The sequence below is a fragment of the Moraxella ovis genome, assembly GCF_900453105.1.
In the GTDB taxonomy this organism is placed as follows: domain Bacteria; phylum Pseudomonadota; class Gammaproteobacteria; order Pseudomonadales; family Moraxellaceae; genus Moraxella; species Moraxella ovis.
In genome coordinates, this window is the sequence record NZ_UGPW01000001.1 from 1,745,771 (window position 1) to 1,762,312 (window position 16,542).

16 protein-coding genes are annotated in these 16,542 nt (G+C 44.5%); 8 read left to right on the forward strand and 8 right to left on the reverse strand.

The features are described 5' to 3' along the window. Positions 1-15: 15 nt before the first annotated feature. On the forward strand, positions 16-1,038 hold the full coding sequence (locus DYD54_RS08290) for a tyrosine recombinase XerC (RefSeq protein WP_063514515.1): 1,023 nt from the start codon (positions 16-18) through the stop codon (positions 1,036-1,038). 640 nt (positions 1,039-1,678) lie between these two features. Here DYD54_RS08290 and DYD54_RS08295 read toward each other — a convergent pair. Continuing rightward, a complete protein-coding gene (locus tag DYD54_RS08295) occupies positions 1,679-3,841 on the reverse strand; it encodes a TonB-dependent receptor (RefSeq protein WP_063514516.1) in 2,163 nt (720 codons plus the stop codon). A gap of 378 nt (positions 3,842-4,219) precedes the next feature. On the opposite strand from DYD54_RS08295, the gene DYD54_RS08300 reads away from it, so the two are divergent. The 3 genes from DYD54_RS08300 to DYD54_RS08310 are packed head-to-tail and all read left to right on the forward strand — an operon-like array spanning position 4,220 to position 6,564. Continuing rightward, complete coding sequence (locus tag DYD54_RS08300) at positions 4,220-5,110, forward strand: TonB-dependent receptor plug domain-containing protein (protein WP_115265751.1); 891 nt, start codon at positions 4,220-4,222, stop codon at positions 5,108-5,110. A gap of 6 nt (positions 5,111-5,116) precedes the next feature. Continuing rightward, on the forward strand, positions 5,117-6,028 hold the full coding sequence (locus tag DYD54_RS08305) for a TonB-dependent receptor domain-containing protein (protein WP_115265752.1): 912 nt from the start codon (positions 5,117-5,119) through the stop codon (positions 6,026-6,028). An 8-nt stretch (positions 6,029-6,036) separates the two neighbouring features. Then, positions 6,037-6,564, forward strand: a complete 528-nt coding sequence (locus tag DYD54_RS08310) for a TonB-dependent receptor (protein WP_115265753.1) — start codon at positions 6,037-6,039, stop codon at positions 6,562-6,564. A 50-nt stretch (positions 6,565-6,614) separates the two neighbouring features. On the opposite strand, the gene DYD54_RS08315 is transcribed toward DYD54_RS08310, so the two are convergent. After that, a complete protein-coding gene (locus DYD54_RS08315) occupies positions 6,615-6,872 on the reverse strand; it encodes a YfhL family 4Fe-4S dicluster ferredoxin (protein ID WP_063514517.1) in 258 nt (85 codons plus the stop codon). A gap of 248 nt (positions 6,873-7,120) precedes the next feature. On the opposite strand from DYD54_RS08315, the gene DYD54_RS08320 reads away from it, so the two are divergent. After that, positions 7,121-7,519 (forward strand): MliC family protein, encoded by a 399-nt coding sequence (locus tag DYD54_RS08320; RefSeq protein ID WP_063514518.1) that lies wholly within the window; start codon positions 7,121-7,123, stop codon positions 7,517-7,519. 94 nt (positions 7,520-7,613) lie between these two features. On the opposite strand, the gene DYD54_RS08325 is transcribed toward DYD54_RS08320, so the two are convergent. Both DYD54_RS08325 and trhP read right to left on the reverse strand, forming a co-directional pair. Next, a complete protein-coding gene (locus DYD54_RS08325; protein WP_063514519.1) occupies positions 7,614-7,907 on the reverse strand; it encodes a DUF4298 domain-containing protein in 294 nt (97 codons plus the stop codon). A gap of 54 nt (positions 7,908-7,961) precedes the next feature. After that, positions 7,962-9,365 carry a prephenate-dependent tRNA uridine(34) hydroxylase TrhP gene (trhP, locus tag DYD54_RS08330; RefSeq protein ID WP_063514520.1) on the reverse strand — a complete coding sequence of 468 codons (1,404 nt, stop codon included), beginning with the start codon at positions 9,363-9,365 and terminating at the stop codon, positions 7,962-7,964. A 201-nt stretch (positions 9,366-9,566) separates the two neighbouring features. Between trhP and DYD54_RS08335 the strand changes: the two genes are divergently transcribed. Continuing rightward, positions 9,567-10,037: a hypothetical protein gene (locus DYD54_RS08335; protein WP_063514521.1), complete on the forward strand. Its 471-nt coding sequence runs from the start codon at positions 9,567-9,569 to the stop codon at positions 10,035-10,037. A 46-nt stretch (positions 10,038-10,083) separates the two neighbouring features. Beyond that, on the forward strand, positions 10,084-11,481 hold the full coding sequence (locus DYD54_RS08340) for a D-2-hydroxyglutarate dehydrogenase (protein WP_063515027.1): 1,398 nt from the start codon (positions 10,084-10,086) through the stop codon (positions 11,479-11,481). 94 nt (positions 11,482-11,575) lie between these two features. Here the strand turns inward: DYD54_RS08340 and groL are convergent, their stop codons facing one another. The 3 genes from groL to DYD54_RS08355 form a co-directional block, all read right to left on the reverse strand. Further along, positions 11,576-13,213, reverse strand: a complete 1,638-nt coding sequence (gene groL, locus DYD54_RS08345) for a chaperonin GroEL (protein WP_063514522.1) — start codon at positions 13,211-13,213, stop codon at positions 11,576-11,578. A 50-nt stretch (positions 13,214-13,263) separates the two neighbouring features. Beyond that, positions 13,264-13,548 (reverse strand): co-chaperone GroES, encoded by a 285-nt coding sequence (locus DYD54_RS08350; protein ID WP_046697049.1) that lies wholly within the window; start codon positions 13,546-13,548, stop codon positions 13,264-13,266. 99 nt (positions 13,549-13,647) lie between these two features. Then, positions 13,648-15,123: an alpha/beta fold hydrolase gene (locus DYD54_RS08355; RefSeq protein ID WP_063514523.1), complete on the reverse strand. Its 1,476-nt coding sequence runs from the start codon at positions 15,121-15,123 to the stop codon at positions 13,648-13,650. Between the two features lie 290 nt (positions 15,124-15,413). Here DYD54_RS08355 and DYD54_RS08360 point away from each other — a divergent pair, with 290 nt between their 5' ends. Beyond that, positions 15,414-16,055, forward strand: a complete 642-nt coding sequence (locus DYD54_RS08360) for a DUF3108 domain-containing protein (RefSeq protein ID WP_046697583.1) — start codon at positions 15,414-15,416, stop codon at positions 16,053-16,055. A gap of 70 nt (positions 16,056-16,125) precedes the next feature. Here the strand turns inward: DYD54_RS08360 and DYD54_RS08365 are convergent, their stop codons facing one another. Further along, positions 16,126-16,530, reverse strand: coding sequence for a hypothetical protein (locus DYD54_RS08365; protein WP_063514524.1), 405 nt, complete (start codon positions 16,528-16,530; stop codon positions 16,126-16,128). Between the last annotated feature and the right edge of the window lie 12 nt (positions 16,531-16,542).

A 16,542-nucleotide genomic window follows, 5' to 3' on the forward strand; every position in this document is an offset into this window, starting at 1 on the left:
GCCTTTTGACTTATCATGCGTCTAAATAATCTACTCAACAAACTAAAATCTCCCACGCCTGCCGATGCATCTGACGCCGCCAAGCCAAAATCTTGGTTGGTGGCTCAGGCATGGCTGGATGAATTAGCCCTACAAAATTACTCCGACAACACCATTAGCGCCTATACAACGGCACTCATGCGCCTGATGCACTTCATCGATGAAGACGTACGGTTACAGGGTGATTACTTGTCATTCGACAAAAAAGACTTGGCAAGATTCTTGAGTCTGCGCCTAGAGCGGGATAACATTAAAGCCATCAGCGCCAAACAAGAACTCTCTGCCATTCGTAAATTCTACGCCCACCTCATCAAGATCGGCAAAACCAATCACAATCCCGCCACAGGCTACCGCCTAAAGCCCGAGCCGCGAGCCCTGCCTAAGGTCGGCGATGTTGATATGATGATGCAGCTGCTCGATCAGCCCATGCCAGATGACGCCAACAAAGCACGTCTATGGATCCGCGACCGCGCGATGTTCGAACTCATGTACAGCAGTGGTCTTCGGCTGTCCGAGCTGGCAGGGCTTGATATTCAAGACATCGATCTGCGTGGCGGCGTGGTCAGAGTATTAGGCAAAGGCAATAAAATAAGGCTCACCCCCGTTGGTAAAAAAGCCATCGATGCCATCAACATCTACCTACCTCACCGCGATCTGTGGCAAGAAGGCACAGACGCACTGTTCATTAGCGAACGCCACGGCACGCGGCTCACACCCAGAGCGATTCAGCTGCGCCTAAAGGTGTGTGCCGCCAATGCAGGCATCGCCAAAAATCTACACCCCCACCTACTGCGCCACTGCTTTGCATCGCACATGCTGTCATCAAGTGGCGACCTACGCGCCGTCCAAGAGATGCTTGGGCACACCGACATCAGCACCACCCAGATCTACACCCAAGTAGATTTTGGCGCACTTACTCGCGTCTATGATAAAGCCCACCCTAGAGCAGTGGCGCATGTGTTAGACGAGCCCACCAAAAAGCTTAAGCATAACGACTAGCTCATCAATCCAATCATGCCATCCCTTATCGATATTTTCCAAGATTGCTTTTGGGGGATGAACGCGTTTACCGCCGCCAGTCTCAATCATTCAAAAAAGATAAGATAACTTTATACTTTGAAATAACGACAAGTATTTATTCTAACAAGCTTAAAAGTCAGCTTTATGACATCGTGGAACCTTGATAAAATTCTAATATCTTACACTGGACATATTCACCCCCACATCACACTCAAAACCTTAATCACACCACCATTAATTCCAATAATACGCGCAATCCCTTATCATTATTAGCTTTCGATAGAGTGTGATTTTTTTATCCACAAAATCTGTGGATAACTTTGTGGAAAAGCAAACAATTTATATCGAAAGCCCTTATATTATGGCACTTTCACCGTACTTTAATATTTAGGAATAAACTGTGATTAAAATATATTTTATAAATATAATCAATAACTTATGAAAATTAGCCTATTTATATATTGACTTTTTAAGCGCTGTTTATAAACTGCGCAATTGTTCCACAAAATCATGATAATACATCGATACTATCTGTGGATAACTTCTAAGAGTATAGACATTTATTAATAAAAAAACACCCCGCCATTAGACGGAGTGCGTGGAGAAACTAGATTCTAAATTAGTAAGTGAAGTTCACACCAACACGGTATTCACGACCAGCACCAGGCAAACCATTGATGGCAGAGTGTGAATAGTAGAACTCATCACCCACATTGTTCACAGCCAAGTTCACATTCAACTTGTCGTTATTTAAAGGTTTCCAGTTGGCATAAACATCGGTAACATCGTAGCCATACTTAATCATGTTCAAGTCATTACCACTATTACCAGCGATGTGAGTCATGTAAGCACTTTGACCTTTGACATCGTCAACTCGGCGATGATTAACACCCACTTCCAGATTTGGGTTGGTGAAGCGGTAGGCAAGACCTGCGGTCCAAGTGCGACCCAGCGTGCTACCAAATTCACGGTTGTCAAAGCGAATATCTTTACCTTGGGCGTCTTTAACGCTGTGATATTCAGGGTTGCTCTGTGCAACACCCAGACGAGCCGTGAACCCATTCACACGATAACGAGTGTTGATTTCATAACCTCTGTTTTTACCATAGCCAACATTAGAGATGCCATTAAAAGTATCCGAACTGTCGCCGTGACGAGCAACCTGTCCTTTTTCTAGCAGATTGTCAATTTCTTGCCAAAAATAAGTACCATCGACCGACAGATTACCATTATGATAGTTAAAGCCAACTTCGGTGTTTTTGGCCTGTTCAGCTTTCGTGCCAGGAGCGATGTCTGCCGCACGACCACCAGCTGCCAGTAGTACATCCACCAGTCTTGGGCTACGAGAGGCATGGTTATGTACCGCATTGAAGCTTAGGCTTGGCGTTGCTTGGTAAATTAAGCCGATGCTTGGGCTAAATGCACCATCGGATACCTTTCTGCCAGTTACCGAAGTATAATCAAAATGATCATAACGCATACCACCAGTCAGAGTAAGCTTACCGATGTCTGCAATGACCTCACCATACACACCAATGTCGTCTTTTTCGGTGGTTTGAATTTTACCATCTGTGTTTTTCATATGAGGCGTGGTCTCTTGATGACGATAGTTCGCACCATATTTAAACAAAGTGTCGTCGTTGAGCTGCTTGTCAAAGCCCAAATTCAATCCAGTGGTTTCTACCGAGGTCTTACCATTGGTGTTGCCGGCATAGCCACTAAAGCGTGCGTCGGCGTACTCACTTGAATTTTTCATCAGATAAGCATTGGCTTCTGCCTTACCCAGAATGCCTGCATTGCCTGTATATTCTAGGTTGGTGTTTTCCATTTTAAGCTTACGATAGCCGCCGTAGTTGACTGCACTCTTATCCGACACTGGCGGTCTAAACAGCCACTCAAACTCCTCACGGACATTGCGTACGCCGTTGTTGGCAGTATTAAAATGCGTCAAGGCAATACGACTTTCATCATCAAAATTATAGCCAGCTTTAACCAGATAGCTCTGTCTTTCTAATGCCTGAAATGCTACCTTATCGCTCGGGTGCTTAGGATCTTGGCAGAACTCGTGGCCATATTGTGTCACACATTTATCGCCAGTGTATGAGCTAAAATATTTACCCGCTTCTGTGGTACTGTCCTTTCTTCCCACTTTTCGACCTGGTCGATAGTTATCTTGATCAACCTTATTGGCACTGACCAAAAAGTCAAAATTACCCACTTTACCAAAACCAGTCACGCCATAGCTGTGCTCGTCGTTCGAGCTGTAACCTGCATTTACTTTAATGCCCCAATCTTTATCACTGTCTTTTAATAAATCACGAGCATCTAACGTTTTGGCAACGATGGCACCGTTGGTTGCACCGATACCAGCAGAGGCAGACCCTGCACCTTTTTGAACGCTGACAATTTTGACCAACGCTGGGTCAAGCATATGACGACCTTGATGGTAGAGAATCTGGCTGTCAGAATAGCCGTTATCCACCTTGACATCAACCGAGTTTTGACCAATGCCACGAACGGTCAGATATTGAGCAGTACCTGTACCACCACTAAAATCAATGGCAGGTTCTGACTGTAGCAATCCACGCAAATCTGTGGCGGTGCTTTCATCTTTTTCTTGCAAAGTAACGACATTCGTCTTAACTTTTGTTCCTTGGCGGTCGACAGTTACATTCAACGTGTCTAGAGTTACTTTTGGCTCATCTTGTGCCATTGCTGCTTGAACGCTTAGTGCGCCCAATACTGCTACCGCAAGTGGTAGGCGTTTTAGTGTGTGTTTCATACATCACCTTAAGTTGTTGAAGTGCTGGGTTAGGCTAGACTTTTGTATACTAACTGCAAAAATCTAGAGCTTTTGTAAGAAAGTGTTAAGAATTATACCAAATAAAAAACGTTTTGCAAATAAAAATTGTTATTATTTCAATATACGAATAATAGTTATATGTACATACATCAAATCACCAAAAGTAACGCTATTAACTCATTATGTTATAATATTAATTTTTGTTGTATTGGATGTTTTTACTATGGTCAATTTCTACTCTCGCCCTACTGTGCTTGCACTTAGCATCGCCTTGATCAGCCATCAGCTCATGCAGATGACACTGCTACAGAACCAGAAGTTACTCTAGACACTCTAAATGCCGTCGTCAATAGCGGCATGCAAACCGCCCCCATCCTCAAAAAACCCAGCGACATGGTCATCGGACGCGACACCCTACAGCAGCGCTCGGCAACGCTGGGTAATGCCTTGGCAGGCGAGCTGGGTATTCACTCCAATCCCTTTGGCGGTGGGGCGAGTAAGCCCATCATTCGTGGACAGGACGGGGTGCGAGTGAAGATTCTACAAAATGGCACGGACGTCATTGATATGTCTGCCCTATCGCCTGACCATGTGGTCGCCGCCGATACATTGCTGGCGAGCCGTGTGGAACTGGTGCGTGGAGCAGGTACGCTACTGTATGGCACAGCGTCTCAGGCAGGCGTGGTGAATGTCATCGATGAGCGGATTCCTAGCCGTATGCCACAGGGTAACATCAAGGAGAACATCGAAGGCGAGACGTTGTTACGCTATAACACAGGCAGTAACGAGAGGGTTGCCACTGCCAGTCTTAGTATGGGAGTGGGGCAAAACGTGGCGGTGCGAGTCGAAGGACTGACCCGCCGTGCCTATGATTATGATGTTCCAGAATTTCAGTCTGATGTCATGCTAGACTACCTGCCTGACAGCCATAACAAATCAACCGTTGGCACGGTGGGCGTGTCCTATATCGGCGATAAGGGGCATATTGGCGTGTCATACAGTCGCCGTCAGGATAAGTATGGCATACCAGGGCATAATCACGGCTATGATAACTGTATTGCACATGTAATCACTCCAAAAGCTAGCACCTCGCGCTATTATCTAAAAGCTTATCCCCATCTAATACAGAATATGGATTTTAGTTCATCCGCCCATTTTTACTGCGGTACAGCTCATGCTCATGACCCAGGACAGAGTCATGAGCACCCTTTGGGCTATGAACACGATCACACGCACCCTGGGCCTTGAATTGACATGGAGTCTAAGCGTACCGATGTTAGAGCACAGTGGGAGAAGCCATTTAAGGGGTTAGATAAAATCGCATTGTCTTTTACATCATCAGACTATTATCGCGAAGAAAATGACCATGAAGTTGAGAGACTCAATAAATACACAGGCAGACTACAAACCATTAATAACAAACCAGGTTATTTTGGCAATCAAGGCAAAAATGCCCGAGTCGAATTTCATCACACACCTGTCAAAGATGTATCGGGACTGTGGGGTGTGCAGTGGCAAAAGCAAGAGAGCTTTGCTCATCTGCCCCATGAAAGAGAAGAAGGACAAAGATACCCACTCATTGCCAATACCAATAAGCAAGTCAGTATTTTTGGGTTGGAGAGATGGCGGGCTAATGACAAATGGGCATTTGAATTTGGGACGCGTTTTGAAAAACAAAGCATTCCGATTGATTATAGTGAAGACAAATTAGACCGCCATCGTCCAAAGCCAAAATGTTGGGACTGGGGATTTAGCAGTGGATGCTTGCCTGCAGCAAATTATGAAGAGCCAGATTTAACGACTTATAAAGACAAAGCCACTTCATACAGTATTGGTACCACGTGGTATTTTAAACCCGATTACCGCCTGTCTGCCACTTATTCGCATAATGAACGCCTGCCTACACCCATGGAGCTTTACTATCATGGTAAACATCTAGCGACTCATTCATTTGAATTTGGTAATATCGGACTGGATAAAGAGAAATCTGATAATTTAGATTTGGGCATTTCTTTTTTTGGGGATAAATGGAGTTATGCGGTTAATGCCTATCACAGTCGTTTTAAAAATTACATTTATAACGAAAACATCTACCGTGAAGGCAATCTGTTCATGAGAAGACATAGTCAAGCCAAAGCAGATTTTTATGGATTAGAGGGCAGGTAACTTATCACATGGACAAGCATGCCATTAGCTTGTTTGGCGATTTGGTGCGTGGCAAGTTAAAAGATTTGCCTAATGCTTACGCCAAGGCTTACTATTGTGATGGAGCTTACACCACGACAAAACCTGAAGATACAGAAGAGAATATGCAAAGATGTAATTATAATTATTTTACCTATGATTTTAATTATAGCTATGAGCCAATCATTGCCCAACCAAACATGACAACACCCAGATTGCCACCTGCTCGTTTGGGGTTGCGTTGGCAAGGGGATTTGTCAGCCAACTGGTCAGCAGATGCAGAATATATGCACGTCTTTGGACAAAATTGCATATCTAAGCTAGAAAGTGCGACCGCCAGCTATGATATGCTCAATCTCGGCTTGGGCTATCATAACCACTGGGGCAACGTAGACTACACCCTATCTTTGCGAGCCAATAACGTGCTTGATGCGAAAGTGTATATCCATAACTCATTTTTGCCCTTTGTGCCACAAATGGGACGTAATTTTAGCCTAAGTGCGAATTTTAAATTCTAGCCTACTCATACAAAACACCCCAAGTCAGCTTGGGGTGTTTTTTTGATCGATTATTTTTTCCAGATTTGCTTATATTTTGCCATCAGGTCGTCAGGTGTCTCGGGTCGGCTGTCGTCCTTGATAATGCAATCAATTGGGCACACCTTATCACAGGTCGGCTCATCATAAAAACCCACACACTCAGTGCATAGGTCGGGATTGATGACGTAGGTTTTTTGCCCTTTTTGGTCGTAGCTGATTGCATCGTTTGGGCATTCAGGCTCGCAGATGTCGCAGTTGATGCAGTCGGTGGTGATTTTTAGTGCCATAGTAAACTAAATGTATTGTAAGATTGGATCGATTGATATACCACATATACCAAAAGAGCGATTATTTAAAAAAACTATAATATATAATAACAATTTTATTATATACAAATGCATCGTATTTTCATATAATGATTAAAGATGTAACAAAGTTGCATCTTGGTTAAGCTGATTTTGATAGCTTAAATCGCCAATCACCTCCTTTTTAACTGTTTGCATCAACCTTTCCTATATTGCAATTTGGAGTTTTTATGAAAAAAGTTACATTCGGTGCAGTTGTCACCTGCTTAGGTCTTGCCCTAATGGGTTGTAATAATGTCAAACCTATGACAGCAACAAACACGCCAACATACCAAGCAAAAACTACTGCACAACAATACCAAGCTTATAGCCAACGATTCTTGTGCACCACAGGACTTGAACCTGTGGTTACTTTTATCAACGATAGTCAAATTCGATTACAAGTAGCTGGTGCGACAACCACCACACTTGACATTGCTCCTAGCGGTTCTGGCTCACGCTATGCTAGCAATACAGGCTTGTTTGGTAATCATGGCGGGCAGTGGCATCAAAAAGGCGACACGGCAGTCTTTGAATATGCCAATATTCACAGCGGTGAAAAAATCGAAGACATTTGCCAACTTCAATAACCTTAACAACTCCATAGAAGACCAACCAGCACCTTTAAATGTATATTTAAAGGTGCTTTTATGGTTTTGAATATATTTAGAGGCAATTTATCACCTAATCAGGACTGATAAGCTTTTCCAACTCTTCATACAACTCTCGTTCTTCAACAAAAACATTCCATAGAGCATCTTCACTCATAATGCTATACTCGCCCTTTGTAGTTAAATCAACAGAAGCACCACCATCTATTGCATCATAAAATTTACGGTAGTCGCTTTCATAAAACGCCAGTAGTTTCTTGATGATTTTTTGGCGTTGACACAGCTCGTCTAAAATACGTTCACTATTTTCGTTAAGTTTCAACCATTGGCGGTATAGTTCCTGTATTTCATTGATACGTTCTTGCACAATCTACTCTCTTTATTAATAAATTTTTAAGATAATTGTTTGTGAAAACCTATGTTAGGTATAAATTGCTTCACTCACACTTTTCATAACAAGGGCGAATTTTAGGTCATCATGAGAAATGTCGCTAAACGGATTTTTGATTTTGGCAATCCACCCCGATCCCAACGCTCCGTCTATGGCATTACCTTTTTTGTCCCACATATCGGTAAGCCGATAAGTCAAATTGCCTTTTGGTGTCATAATCTCCACATCATCGCCGACCATGAGTTTGTTTTTTATCTCTAAGGTCAAAAAGTCGTCCGATACGTCTGACACTTCCGCCACAAACTGCTGATTGTAGGTTTTTGATGAGCCGTACTCATAGTTTTGATAGTCCGAATGCACATGACGGCGTAAAAACCCTTCGGTGTAGCCACGATTGGCAAGTCCGTCAAGGGCGGTGATAAGCCCTGCATCAAACGGCTTGCCCGCCAACGCATCATCAATGGCACGGCGATAGACCTGAGCCGTGCGAGCGACATAATAATGCGACTTGGTACGCCCTTCAATCTTCAACGAATGCACACCCATGTTCACAAGGTCAGGCACCAGCTCCACCGCACGCAAGTCCTTAGAGTTCATGATATAAGTGCCGTGTTCGTCTTCGTACATCGCCATCAGCTCGCCTTTGCGACCTTCTTCTTCAATGAGTACAACCTCATCGGACGGCTTTTCTACATAATCATCACCCATGACGACATCGCCATTTAGATTGACGTTTTTGATCTCGCCTTGACTGGGGACAAACACTTCTGGATTGGCAGGGACGATATCACCTGTTTCATTCTCCACCGCTTTATAAGTATTATAAGACCAGCGACACGCATTGGTACAAGTGCCTTGATTGGCGTCTCGTTTGTTGATATAGCCAGATAAGAGACACCGCCCCGAATACGCCATACAGAGCGCCCCATGCACAAAGACTTCAATCTCCATATCAGGCACTTCTTTGATAATCTCGTTAATTTCTTTTAAGGATAACTCACGGCTCACAATCACCCTTGTTACGCCCATTTGTTTCCAAAACTTCACTGTTGCCCAATTCACGGCATTGGCCTGCACCGACAGATGAATGTCTTGATGCGGAAAATGCTCTCGCACCATCATAATCATGCCAGCGTCCGACATGATGAGAGCGTCAGGCTTCATCTCAATGACGGGGCGAATGTCTTCAATAAAGGTTTTTAATTTGGCGTTGTGGGCTTGGATATTGACCACCACATAAAACTTTTTGCCAAGCGAATGGGCGTAGGCAATGCCCCTGGCAAGGTTTTCTTCATCAAAATCATTATTACGCACTCGCAAAGAATAACGGGCTTGCCCTGCATACACCGCATCCGCCCCATAGGCAAAGGCGTATTGCATATTTTTAAAGGTGCCAGCAGGGCAGAGAAGCTCGGCTTTTTTTTGGCTTGTCATTGTTTGGCTCATTATTGGCTAAATTTATTAAACTCATTATTATAACAAATTTCGTCGATTAAATTCATACTAAATTTGTAAGGTATCGCCAAAAGCTCCCGAATAAGCGTTACAAAACTTAACGACAACGCGACACATCACTTGAAATTTTGACGTACAATTTATTACAACTCAAAATCAACCATCCAATCGGATAAAAACATGAGAACCATCGGACTTATCACCACTCTATCAGGCATCGCACTACTAACCGCCTGCGCAAGCACCACACCTGCCAGCCAAATCAACGAAAACAACGTTCAAATCACTGGCTTTAGCAAGGCTGATGAAGCAAGCCCAAAAGACCAGCTAACCCAAGGTCTTAAACGCGAACTTGTTAAGATTAACACGCCAGTTGCGATCACTAACATCACCAGCGCTCAAGAACTCACCAGAAATGCCGATGGTAAAACCCATCGAGTGCTGGTCATTAAGACCGCTGATGGTAAGACTTATCACTCACGCCCAATCAGCACCCCTCTAAGCGCTGAGCAAAAGGCTCGCCTATCAAAACTAAAAGGTGCCACCCTACGCGGTGTCATCGCCATTCAAGATCGCCCGAACGAGTATTTCTTTAGTGTGATTGAGAACCCTATTTATGGAGAAAGGGTTATTTTTGGCATGATTTTTTGATGGGTGTGTTTTATAATGCGTGATGAATTTTAAAACAGAGCATGCCATGAACACTTCTCAATTTCTCCAAGATCTAACCGCCACCCTACCCACTCTCATCATCAAAACCGACCCCGACAGCCTAGACAACTGGGGCAAAGACTGGACGAAGCATTTTGCCCCTGCGCCGAGTGCGGTGGTGTTTCCTAAGACGACAGAGGAAGTGGCTAAGATTGTAAGGCTTGCTAATGAGCATCAAGTATGTTTGGTGCCTAGTGGTGGACGTACAGGATTATCAGCAGGTGCTGTTGCCAGTAATGGTGAAGTGGTGGTAAGTTTTGATAAGATGAACGCCATTGGGACGTTTTATGAAGCTGATCGTATGGTAGAAGTAGAAGCTGGTGTGGTGACTAAGGCTTTGCAAGAATTTGCTGAATCTAAGAACTTACACTATGCCGTAGACTTTGCTTCATCTGGATCAAGTCAGATTGGCGGTAATATTAGTACCAACGCAGGTGGCATTAAAGTCATTCGTTATGGCATGACAAGAAATCAAATACTAGGATTAACTGTCGTTACTGGTAAAGGTGACATCTTAGAATTAAACGGCGGCATGTTGAAGAATGCCACAGGTTACGATTTTCGTCATTTGTTTATCGGAGCAGAAGGCACGCTTGGCTTTGTAACTCGTGCATTGATAAAACTTGAAAAACAGCCGGTTAATTTGACCGCGATGGTATTGGGTGTGCCTGATTTTGGGTCGGTGGTGAGGTTGCTGAATCATTTTAATAAAGCTCTAACGCTGACGGCTTTTGAGTTTTTTAATCATCAAGCCTTAGGCAAGTCTGTCGCGGCAGGTCATGTCAAATTCCCCTTCGAGCAAGACAGCGCCTTTTATGTACTGCTTGAATTCGAGGCGACCTCTGATGACGTGATGGATGTCGCCATGAATGCCTACATGGCAGCCTGCGACATGGGCATCGCGACCGATGGCGTGATGAGTCAGAGCGTCGGGCAGCTTCACGAATTATGGAAGCTGCGTGAGACCATCCCCGAGGCGATTTTGGCCAAGACGTCATACACCAATGACATCTCGGTGCTGATCAGTCATCTAGATGGCTTTATTAACGACATCGAGACCGTGATTTGTGAGAACTATCCTAACTTTGAAGTGAACTGGGTGGGTCATATTGGCGATGGCAACCTGCATTTAAACATCAGTAAATCTAATGATCTGTCTGATGATGAATTCTACCAAAAATGCGAGATGGTCAATAAATACGTCTTTGAAACGGTCAAAAAATACAAAGGCTCAATCTCTGCCGAGCATGGCGTGGGCATGACCAAAAAGCCGTATTTGGATTATACCCGTTCGCCTGCCGAGATTGAGTATATGAAAGCCATCAAGGCGGTATTTGACCCTAATGGCATCATGAACCGTGGCAAGGTCTTTGACATGGATTAATTTTAACGCTATTATCATAAATTCAAATTAATAAAAAATCCTGCCATAACGACAGGATTTTTTATTGGGTAGTCAATAGCTGACAGCTAGGCGATTACATCATTCCGCCCATGCCACCCATACCGCCCATGCCAGCACCCATATTAGGGGCTTCTGGGGCAGGTTTGTCGGTAATCATCACTTCGGTAGTGAGCATAAGACCTGCCACGCTGGCGGCGTGTTCTAGGGCAGAGCGAGTTACCTTGGCAGGGTCAAGAATACCCATTTCTAGCATATCGCCATACTGACCTGTGGCAGCGTTGTAGCCGTAGTTGCCAGAGCCGCTTTTGACTTCATTGACAATCACAGACGCTTCATCGCCAGCGTTGGTTACGATTTGGCGAAGTGGGGCTTCCATAGCACGGCGTAGAATATTGATACCTGCGTTTTGGTCGTCATTGTCGCCTTTGAGTTCAGCCAATGCAGACAACGCACGCACTAGGGCAACACCGCCCCCTGGTACGATACCCTCTTCTACCGCCGCACGAGTGGCGTGTAGAGCGTCATCAACACGGTCTTTTTTCTCTTTCATTTCGGTTTCGGTGGCAGCACCGACTTTGATGACCGCCACACCGCCAGAGAGTTTGGCAACACGTTCTTGCAGTTTTTCTTTGTCGTAATCAGACGTGGATTCTTCGATTTGACGTTTGATAGACTCAACACGGCTGTCAATTTGAGCCTTGTCGCCTGCTCCGTCCACAATCACGGTGTTTTCTTTGCCAACGGTGGTTTTCTTAGCTGTGCCTAGGTGTTCAAGTGTGGCAGTTTCAAGAGACAGACCCACTTCTTCTGAAATCACGACACCACCTGTCAAAATGGCAATGTCTTGGAGCATGGCTTTACGTCTGTCGCCAAAGCCAGGGGCTTTAACGGCACAGGTTTTTAGACCGCCACGCAAGTTGTTTACCACAAGTGTCGCCAACGCTTCATTTTCCACATCTTCGGCGATGATAAGCAGCGGACGGCTGGTTTGCATGACTTGTTCTAGTAGTGGCACAATCTCACGGATATTGGCAATCTTTTTGTCCACTAGCAGGATGTAAGGATTGTCAAATTCGCACGTCAAGCTGTCTTGCTTATTGGCAAAGTATGGGCTGATATAGCCACGATCAAACTGCATACCCTCAACAACTTCTAGGGTGTCTTCAAAGCCAGAGCCTTCTTCTACGGTAATCACGCCTTGCTTGCCGACTGTTTTCATCGCCTCTGAGATTAGCTCGCCAATCTTGGTATCGGAGTTGGCTGAAATTGAACCCACCTGAGCAATCGCTTTAAAGTCATCGGCAGGGGTAGATAAGGCGTGGATTTGCTCAACGGCAACACGGGTTGCCTTGTCAATGCCACGTTTTAAATCCATAGGATTCATGCCAGCAGCGACAGTTTTCATGCCCTCGGTTAGGATAGCTTGGGCAAGTACGGTGGCAGTGGTGGTGCCGTCCCCTGCCACGTCATTGGTTTTTGAAGCCACTTCACGGACAAGCTGAGCACCCATGTTTTCAAATTTGTCTTCAAGCTCAATCTCTTTTGCCACACTCACGCCGTCTTTAGTGATGGTTGGCGCGCCGAATGACTTATCGATGACCACGTTACGACCTTTTGGGCCTAGGGTAACTTTAACAGCGTCTGCTAGGATATTGACACCGTCAATCATTTTTTCACGGGCGGATACGCCAAATTTTACATCTTTTGCCATGTTTATTCTCTCTTTTAATATGATTTAATGTAATTTAGGATGGGTTTAATTTATTCCAATACACCCAATACGTCAGATTCTTTCATAATCAAAAGCTCTTCGCCGTCCACTTTGACGGTTTGACCTGCGTATTGACCAAATAGAACCTTGTCACCAACTTTCACATCCAGCGGACGCACGCCATTGTCCGTCACTTGACCATTGCCCACAGCGATGATTTCGCCTTGTTGGGGTTTTTCTTGGGCGGAACCAGGGAGCAGGATACCACCTGCGGTTTTTTGCTCTTCTTCGGTACGGCGAACGACAATACGATCGTGTAAAGGACGAATTGACATAAGATTTCTCCAAATTATTTTAAACTTACCGTAAAACGGATTAGCCCAAAAATGGCGGTTACTTAAAAATTTTTCAAGGGGCAAAATTAAAATTTTTCATCACAGCTTGGCACAAAACAAAAGTTTATCGCCAAAATCGCTCTTGGGGTCAAGCAAATAACGGCTGACATAGTCGTCCACACAAGCATTTGTGCCAAATAAGCTCACCGTATGCCCATATTGTCCTGATAGCACGATCAAAGGGTCGTCAAACTTTTTTGCCATCGTCATTGCGTTGGGCAGTGGGGTGGCAAGGTCGTATTCATAAGAGACAAAAAGTAAGTTGGGTGTGTCATCATTGACCAAGTTTTCATTTAAATCGTCCGTTGCCGTCCACTGCCAATAATAGCAAGAATCTAGATATTCATCGTCAGGACGAGTTTTGTAATTGTCAAATTGGCTTTGGTTGTCAATGGCTTTGGCGGATTTGATGTAATCGTCTTTGTCAAGTTTGGGGGCAGAGTCGGCACAGTTGATGATGGATAAAGCGTCCGAGCTAAAACTTTTTTCGCCAATTTTGGCAATTAGCTTTTCAAAGTCATAAGTGTCGGTTTTGCCCTGCATCAGCTCATCAAACATTTGGTGCATTTTTTGCCAAGCACTCTCATCGTTCATACTCTCGCCAAAAACGCCTATCAGTGCCTTTTGGTCAATGACTTTGCCGTCTTTGTCTTTTAAATCTTTTTGGGCGATGGTGTTTAGAGTGTCTAAAAAGGCTTGGTTTGGCTCTTTATTTTTGTCAAAGACACAAGGGGCTTGGCAGGACTTCATAAAACCATCAAGGGCGATTTGGGCGTGTTTTTGCTGGTTAAATAAAATGGTCTCCAAATCCTCCGCCGTATCCACCACGCCATCTGCCACGCCTGCACGCAGATGGGTGGGATAATGCTCGGCGTATTTGGCAACCAGCTTTGTACCATAAGAGTAGCCAACCATTGACCAAGTGTCGTTTTGTAATGCTTGACGGATACTGTCCAAATCAATCACCACTTCTTTTGAGCTGACAAAGGGCAAAATGTCCGCCCCTGTATGCTGTATGCAAGCGTCCATATAGGCTTTGGCATTGCCCTCTTCTTCTACCCCACCGCAGTCAATGGCAGGGGTGGAGGGCTTAACCCCTCGTGGGGCATAGCCTAAGATATGAAAACGCTCTTTGATGGCTTGACTGTATTCATCAGACCCCATCGTTGTACTCATATCAAGGCTATGACCGCCTGGCCCGCCGCTTAGTAAGAGCAAATCGCCAACAATGTCATCGCCTGTGGCTGACAGGCGTGTCAAGGGAATGGTAAAGTGCTTGCCGTCAGGCTTGGCATAATCCACAGGCACAGACAAAGTGGCACATTGTAAACTGGTGGGTGGCGGTAGGATAAACCACGACCAGTAAGTGGGGCGATAGCAAGAATGCCAAGTAATGTCGCCTTGTTTGGTAGACCCACTAATGAGATACAGATAAAAGCACAGTAAAATGGCGATAAGTGCGACGATAAAAATAGTGATATATTTTAAAAATGATTTTAATAATTTTAAAGTCATACAAAACCCACAAACTAGCAAATTTTAAAAGTTATATGATAACATAAAATGTAACAAAATATGCATAATGATTAGTTTGCTTTATGATAATGGCAAATAAAATATGGTTTGAGAAATTTTTCTCACAAAATGCTACAAATGATCACGCCATCGCCCTTGTAATTGTAACAAAAGATGTCAATAATAAGCCCATGTTTTCAATTAATTTACAAAGCAAGAGAGTGATTATGTCTATATTAAATAAATTTTTCAAAACTGCCACCACTGCCACTGTTGCCACAGGCATTGCCATGGGGGCAACCTTATCTGCCAATGCGACGGATTTATCGGGCTTTTCTGCCACTTATGTGGTCAAAGCAGACGGCAGATCAGGCACAGCGACTCGCACCCTGACTAAATCGGGCAATAACTACAACTATACCGTAAAGGCGTCAGCTGCTCGCATCGCAAGTGTCGATCAGTCGTCTAAGTTTAGTCTGTCAGGCGGCAGAATTCTACCATCGAGCTCATCAATGTCTGTGCGTCTATTTGGCGTAGGTAACACACACAGCATCAAATTTAATAACTCTGCCAAGACAGCTGTTTCAACTTATAAAGGAAAATCGACCACTCTAAAAATGAGCTCTCAGGCCTATGACGATCTAAGCCTAGAAGCCCAAATCCGCCAAGAATTGATTAACGGCAGATTCTCTGGCAACTATCATTTGGTGCGCAAAACCAGCATCGATACCGCCAAATTCAAACGCTCAGGCACAAGTAAGCTGACCGTCCCTGCAGGTACTTATGATGTGGTTCGTATTGACCGAGTACATGACGATCGTGACCGTGCGACGAGTTTTTGGTTAGCACCTAGTCTAAACTACCTACCCGTCAAAGTCAGTCAGACCAACGACGGCAAGACCATCTCTATGGAGCTAACCAAGACGAACTGATCTGATGGGTCAGCTACCAATAAAAACAGCAGGGTTATCGCCCTGCTGTTTTTATTATGTCTGCCTAAGATTATTTGTGCATCGGTGGTAGGCGTTTTAGTAGAATGAACAGATAACAATTGATAAATAACAAGACAATAAACTCTACCAATCGCATCCCCCAGATGCCAGCACTCACCCCTTCGTAATAGCGAATCAGCGCAAGCACGCCTGCCACGCTCAGATATACCAACGTAACAATACTGGCAAAAATCAGCACATAAGGTGAATTGCCACGCATGATCGCAGGCGTAAATAATAACGCAGGCAACATCGCCAGAATCTGCACAACCACACCATTCATGACATTAACATCTGTTAGCATCATGATAGACAGCGGATAAATGATGATAGCAAGCACCACCCACAGCCACCAGCACAGCTTTAGGCGTTGATGAATGGGCTGGATGGGTTTTTTAACAAATGGTTTTTTCATGAGTGTGTTTTA

Excerpts from the sequence above, each read along its gene's own strand:
- DYD54_RS08340 (WP_063515027.1), top strand. The coding sequence starts at position 10,084 with ATGAACACTTCTCAATTTCTCCAAGATCTAACCGCCACCCTACCCACT.
- DYD54_RS08315 (WP_063514517.1), bottom strand. The coding sequence starts at position 6,872 with ATGGCACTAAAAATCACCACCGACTGCATCAACTGCGACATCTGCGAG.
- DYD54_RS08295 (WP_063514516.1), bottom strand. The coding sequence starts at position 3,841 with ATGAAACACACACTAAAACGCCTACCACTTGCGGTAGCAGTATTGGGC.
- DYD54_RS08355 (WP_063514523.1), bottom strand. The coding sequence starts at position 15,123 with ATGACTTTAAAATTATTAAAATCATTTTTAAAATATATCACTATTTTT.
- DYD54_RS08335 (WP_063514521.1), top strand. The coding sequence starts at position 9,567 with ATGAGAACCATCGGACTTATCACCACTCTATCAGGCATCGCACTACTA.
- DYD54_RS08290 (WP_063514515.1), top strand. The coding sequence starts at position 16 with ATGCGTCTAAATAATCTACTCAACAAACTAAAATCTCCCACGCCTGCC.
- DYD54_RS08305 (WP_115265752.1), top strand. The coding sequence starts at position 5,117 with ATGGAGTCTAAGCGTACCGATGTTAGAGCACAGTGGGAGAAGCCATTT.
- DYD54_RS08360 (WP_046697583.1), top strand. The coding sequence starts at position 15,414 with ATGGGGGCAACCTTATCTGCCAATGCGACGGATTTATCGGGCTTTTCT.
- trhP (WP_063514520.1), bottom strand. The coding sequence starts at position 9,365 with ATGACAAGCCAAAAAAAAGCCGAGCTTCTCTGCCCTGCTGGCACCTTT.
- DYD54_RS08320 (WP_063514518.1), top strand. The coding sequence starts at position 7,121 with ATGAAAAAAGTTACATTCGGTGCAGTTGTCACCTGCTTAGGTCTTGCC.
- DYD54_RS08310 (WP_115265753.1), top strand. The coding sequence starts at position 6,037 with ATGGACAAGCATGCCATTAGCTTGTTTGGCGATTTGGTGCGTGGCAAG.
- DYD54_RS08300 (WP_115265751.1), top strand. The coding sequence starts at position 4,220 with ATGCAAACCGCCCCCATCCTCAAAAAACCCAGCGACATGGTCATCGGA.
- DYD54_RS08365 (WP_063514524.1), bottom strand. The coding sequence starts at position 16,530 with ATGAAAAAACCATTTGTTAAAAAACCCATCCAGCCCATTCATCAACGC.
- groL (WP_063514522.1), bottom strand. The coding sequence starts at position 13,213 with ATGGCAAAAGATGTAAAATTTGGCGTATCCGCCCGTGAAAAAATGATT.
- DYD54_RS08350 (WP_046697049.1), bottom strand. The coding sequence starts at position 13,548 with ATGTCAATTCGTCCTTTACACGATCGTATTGTCGTTCGCCGTACCGAA.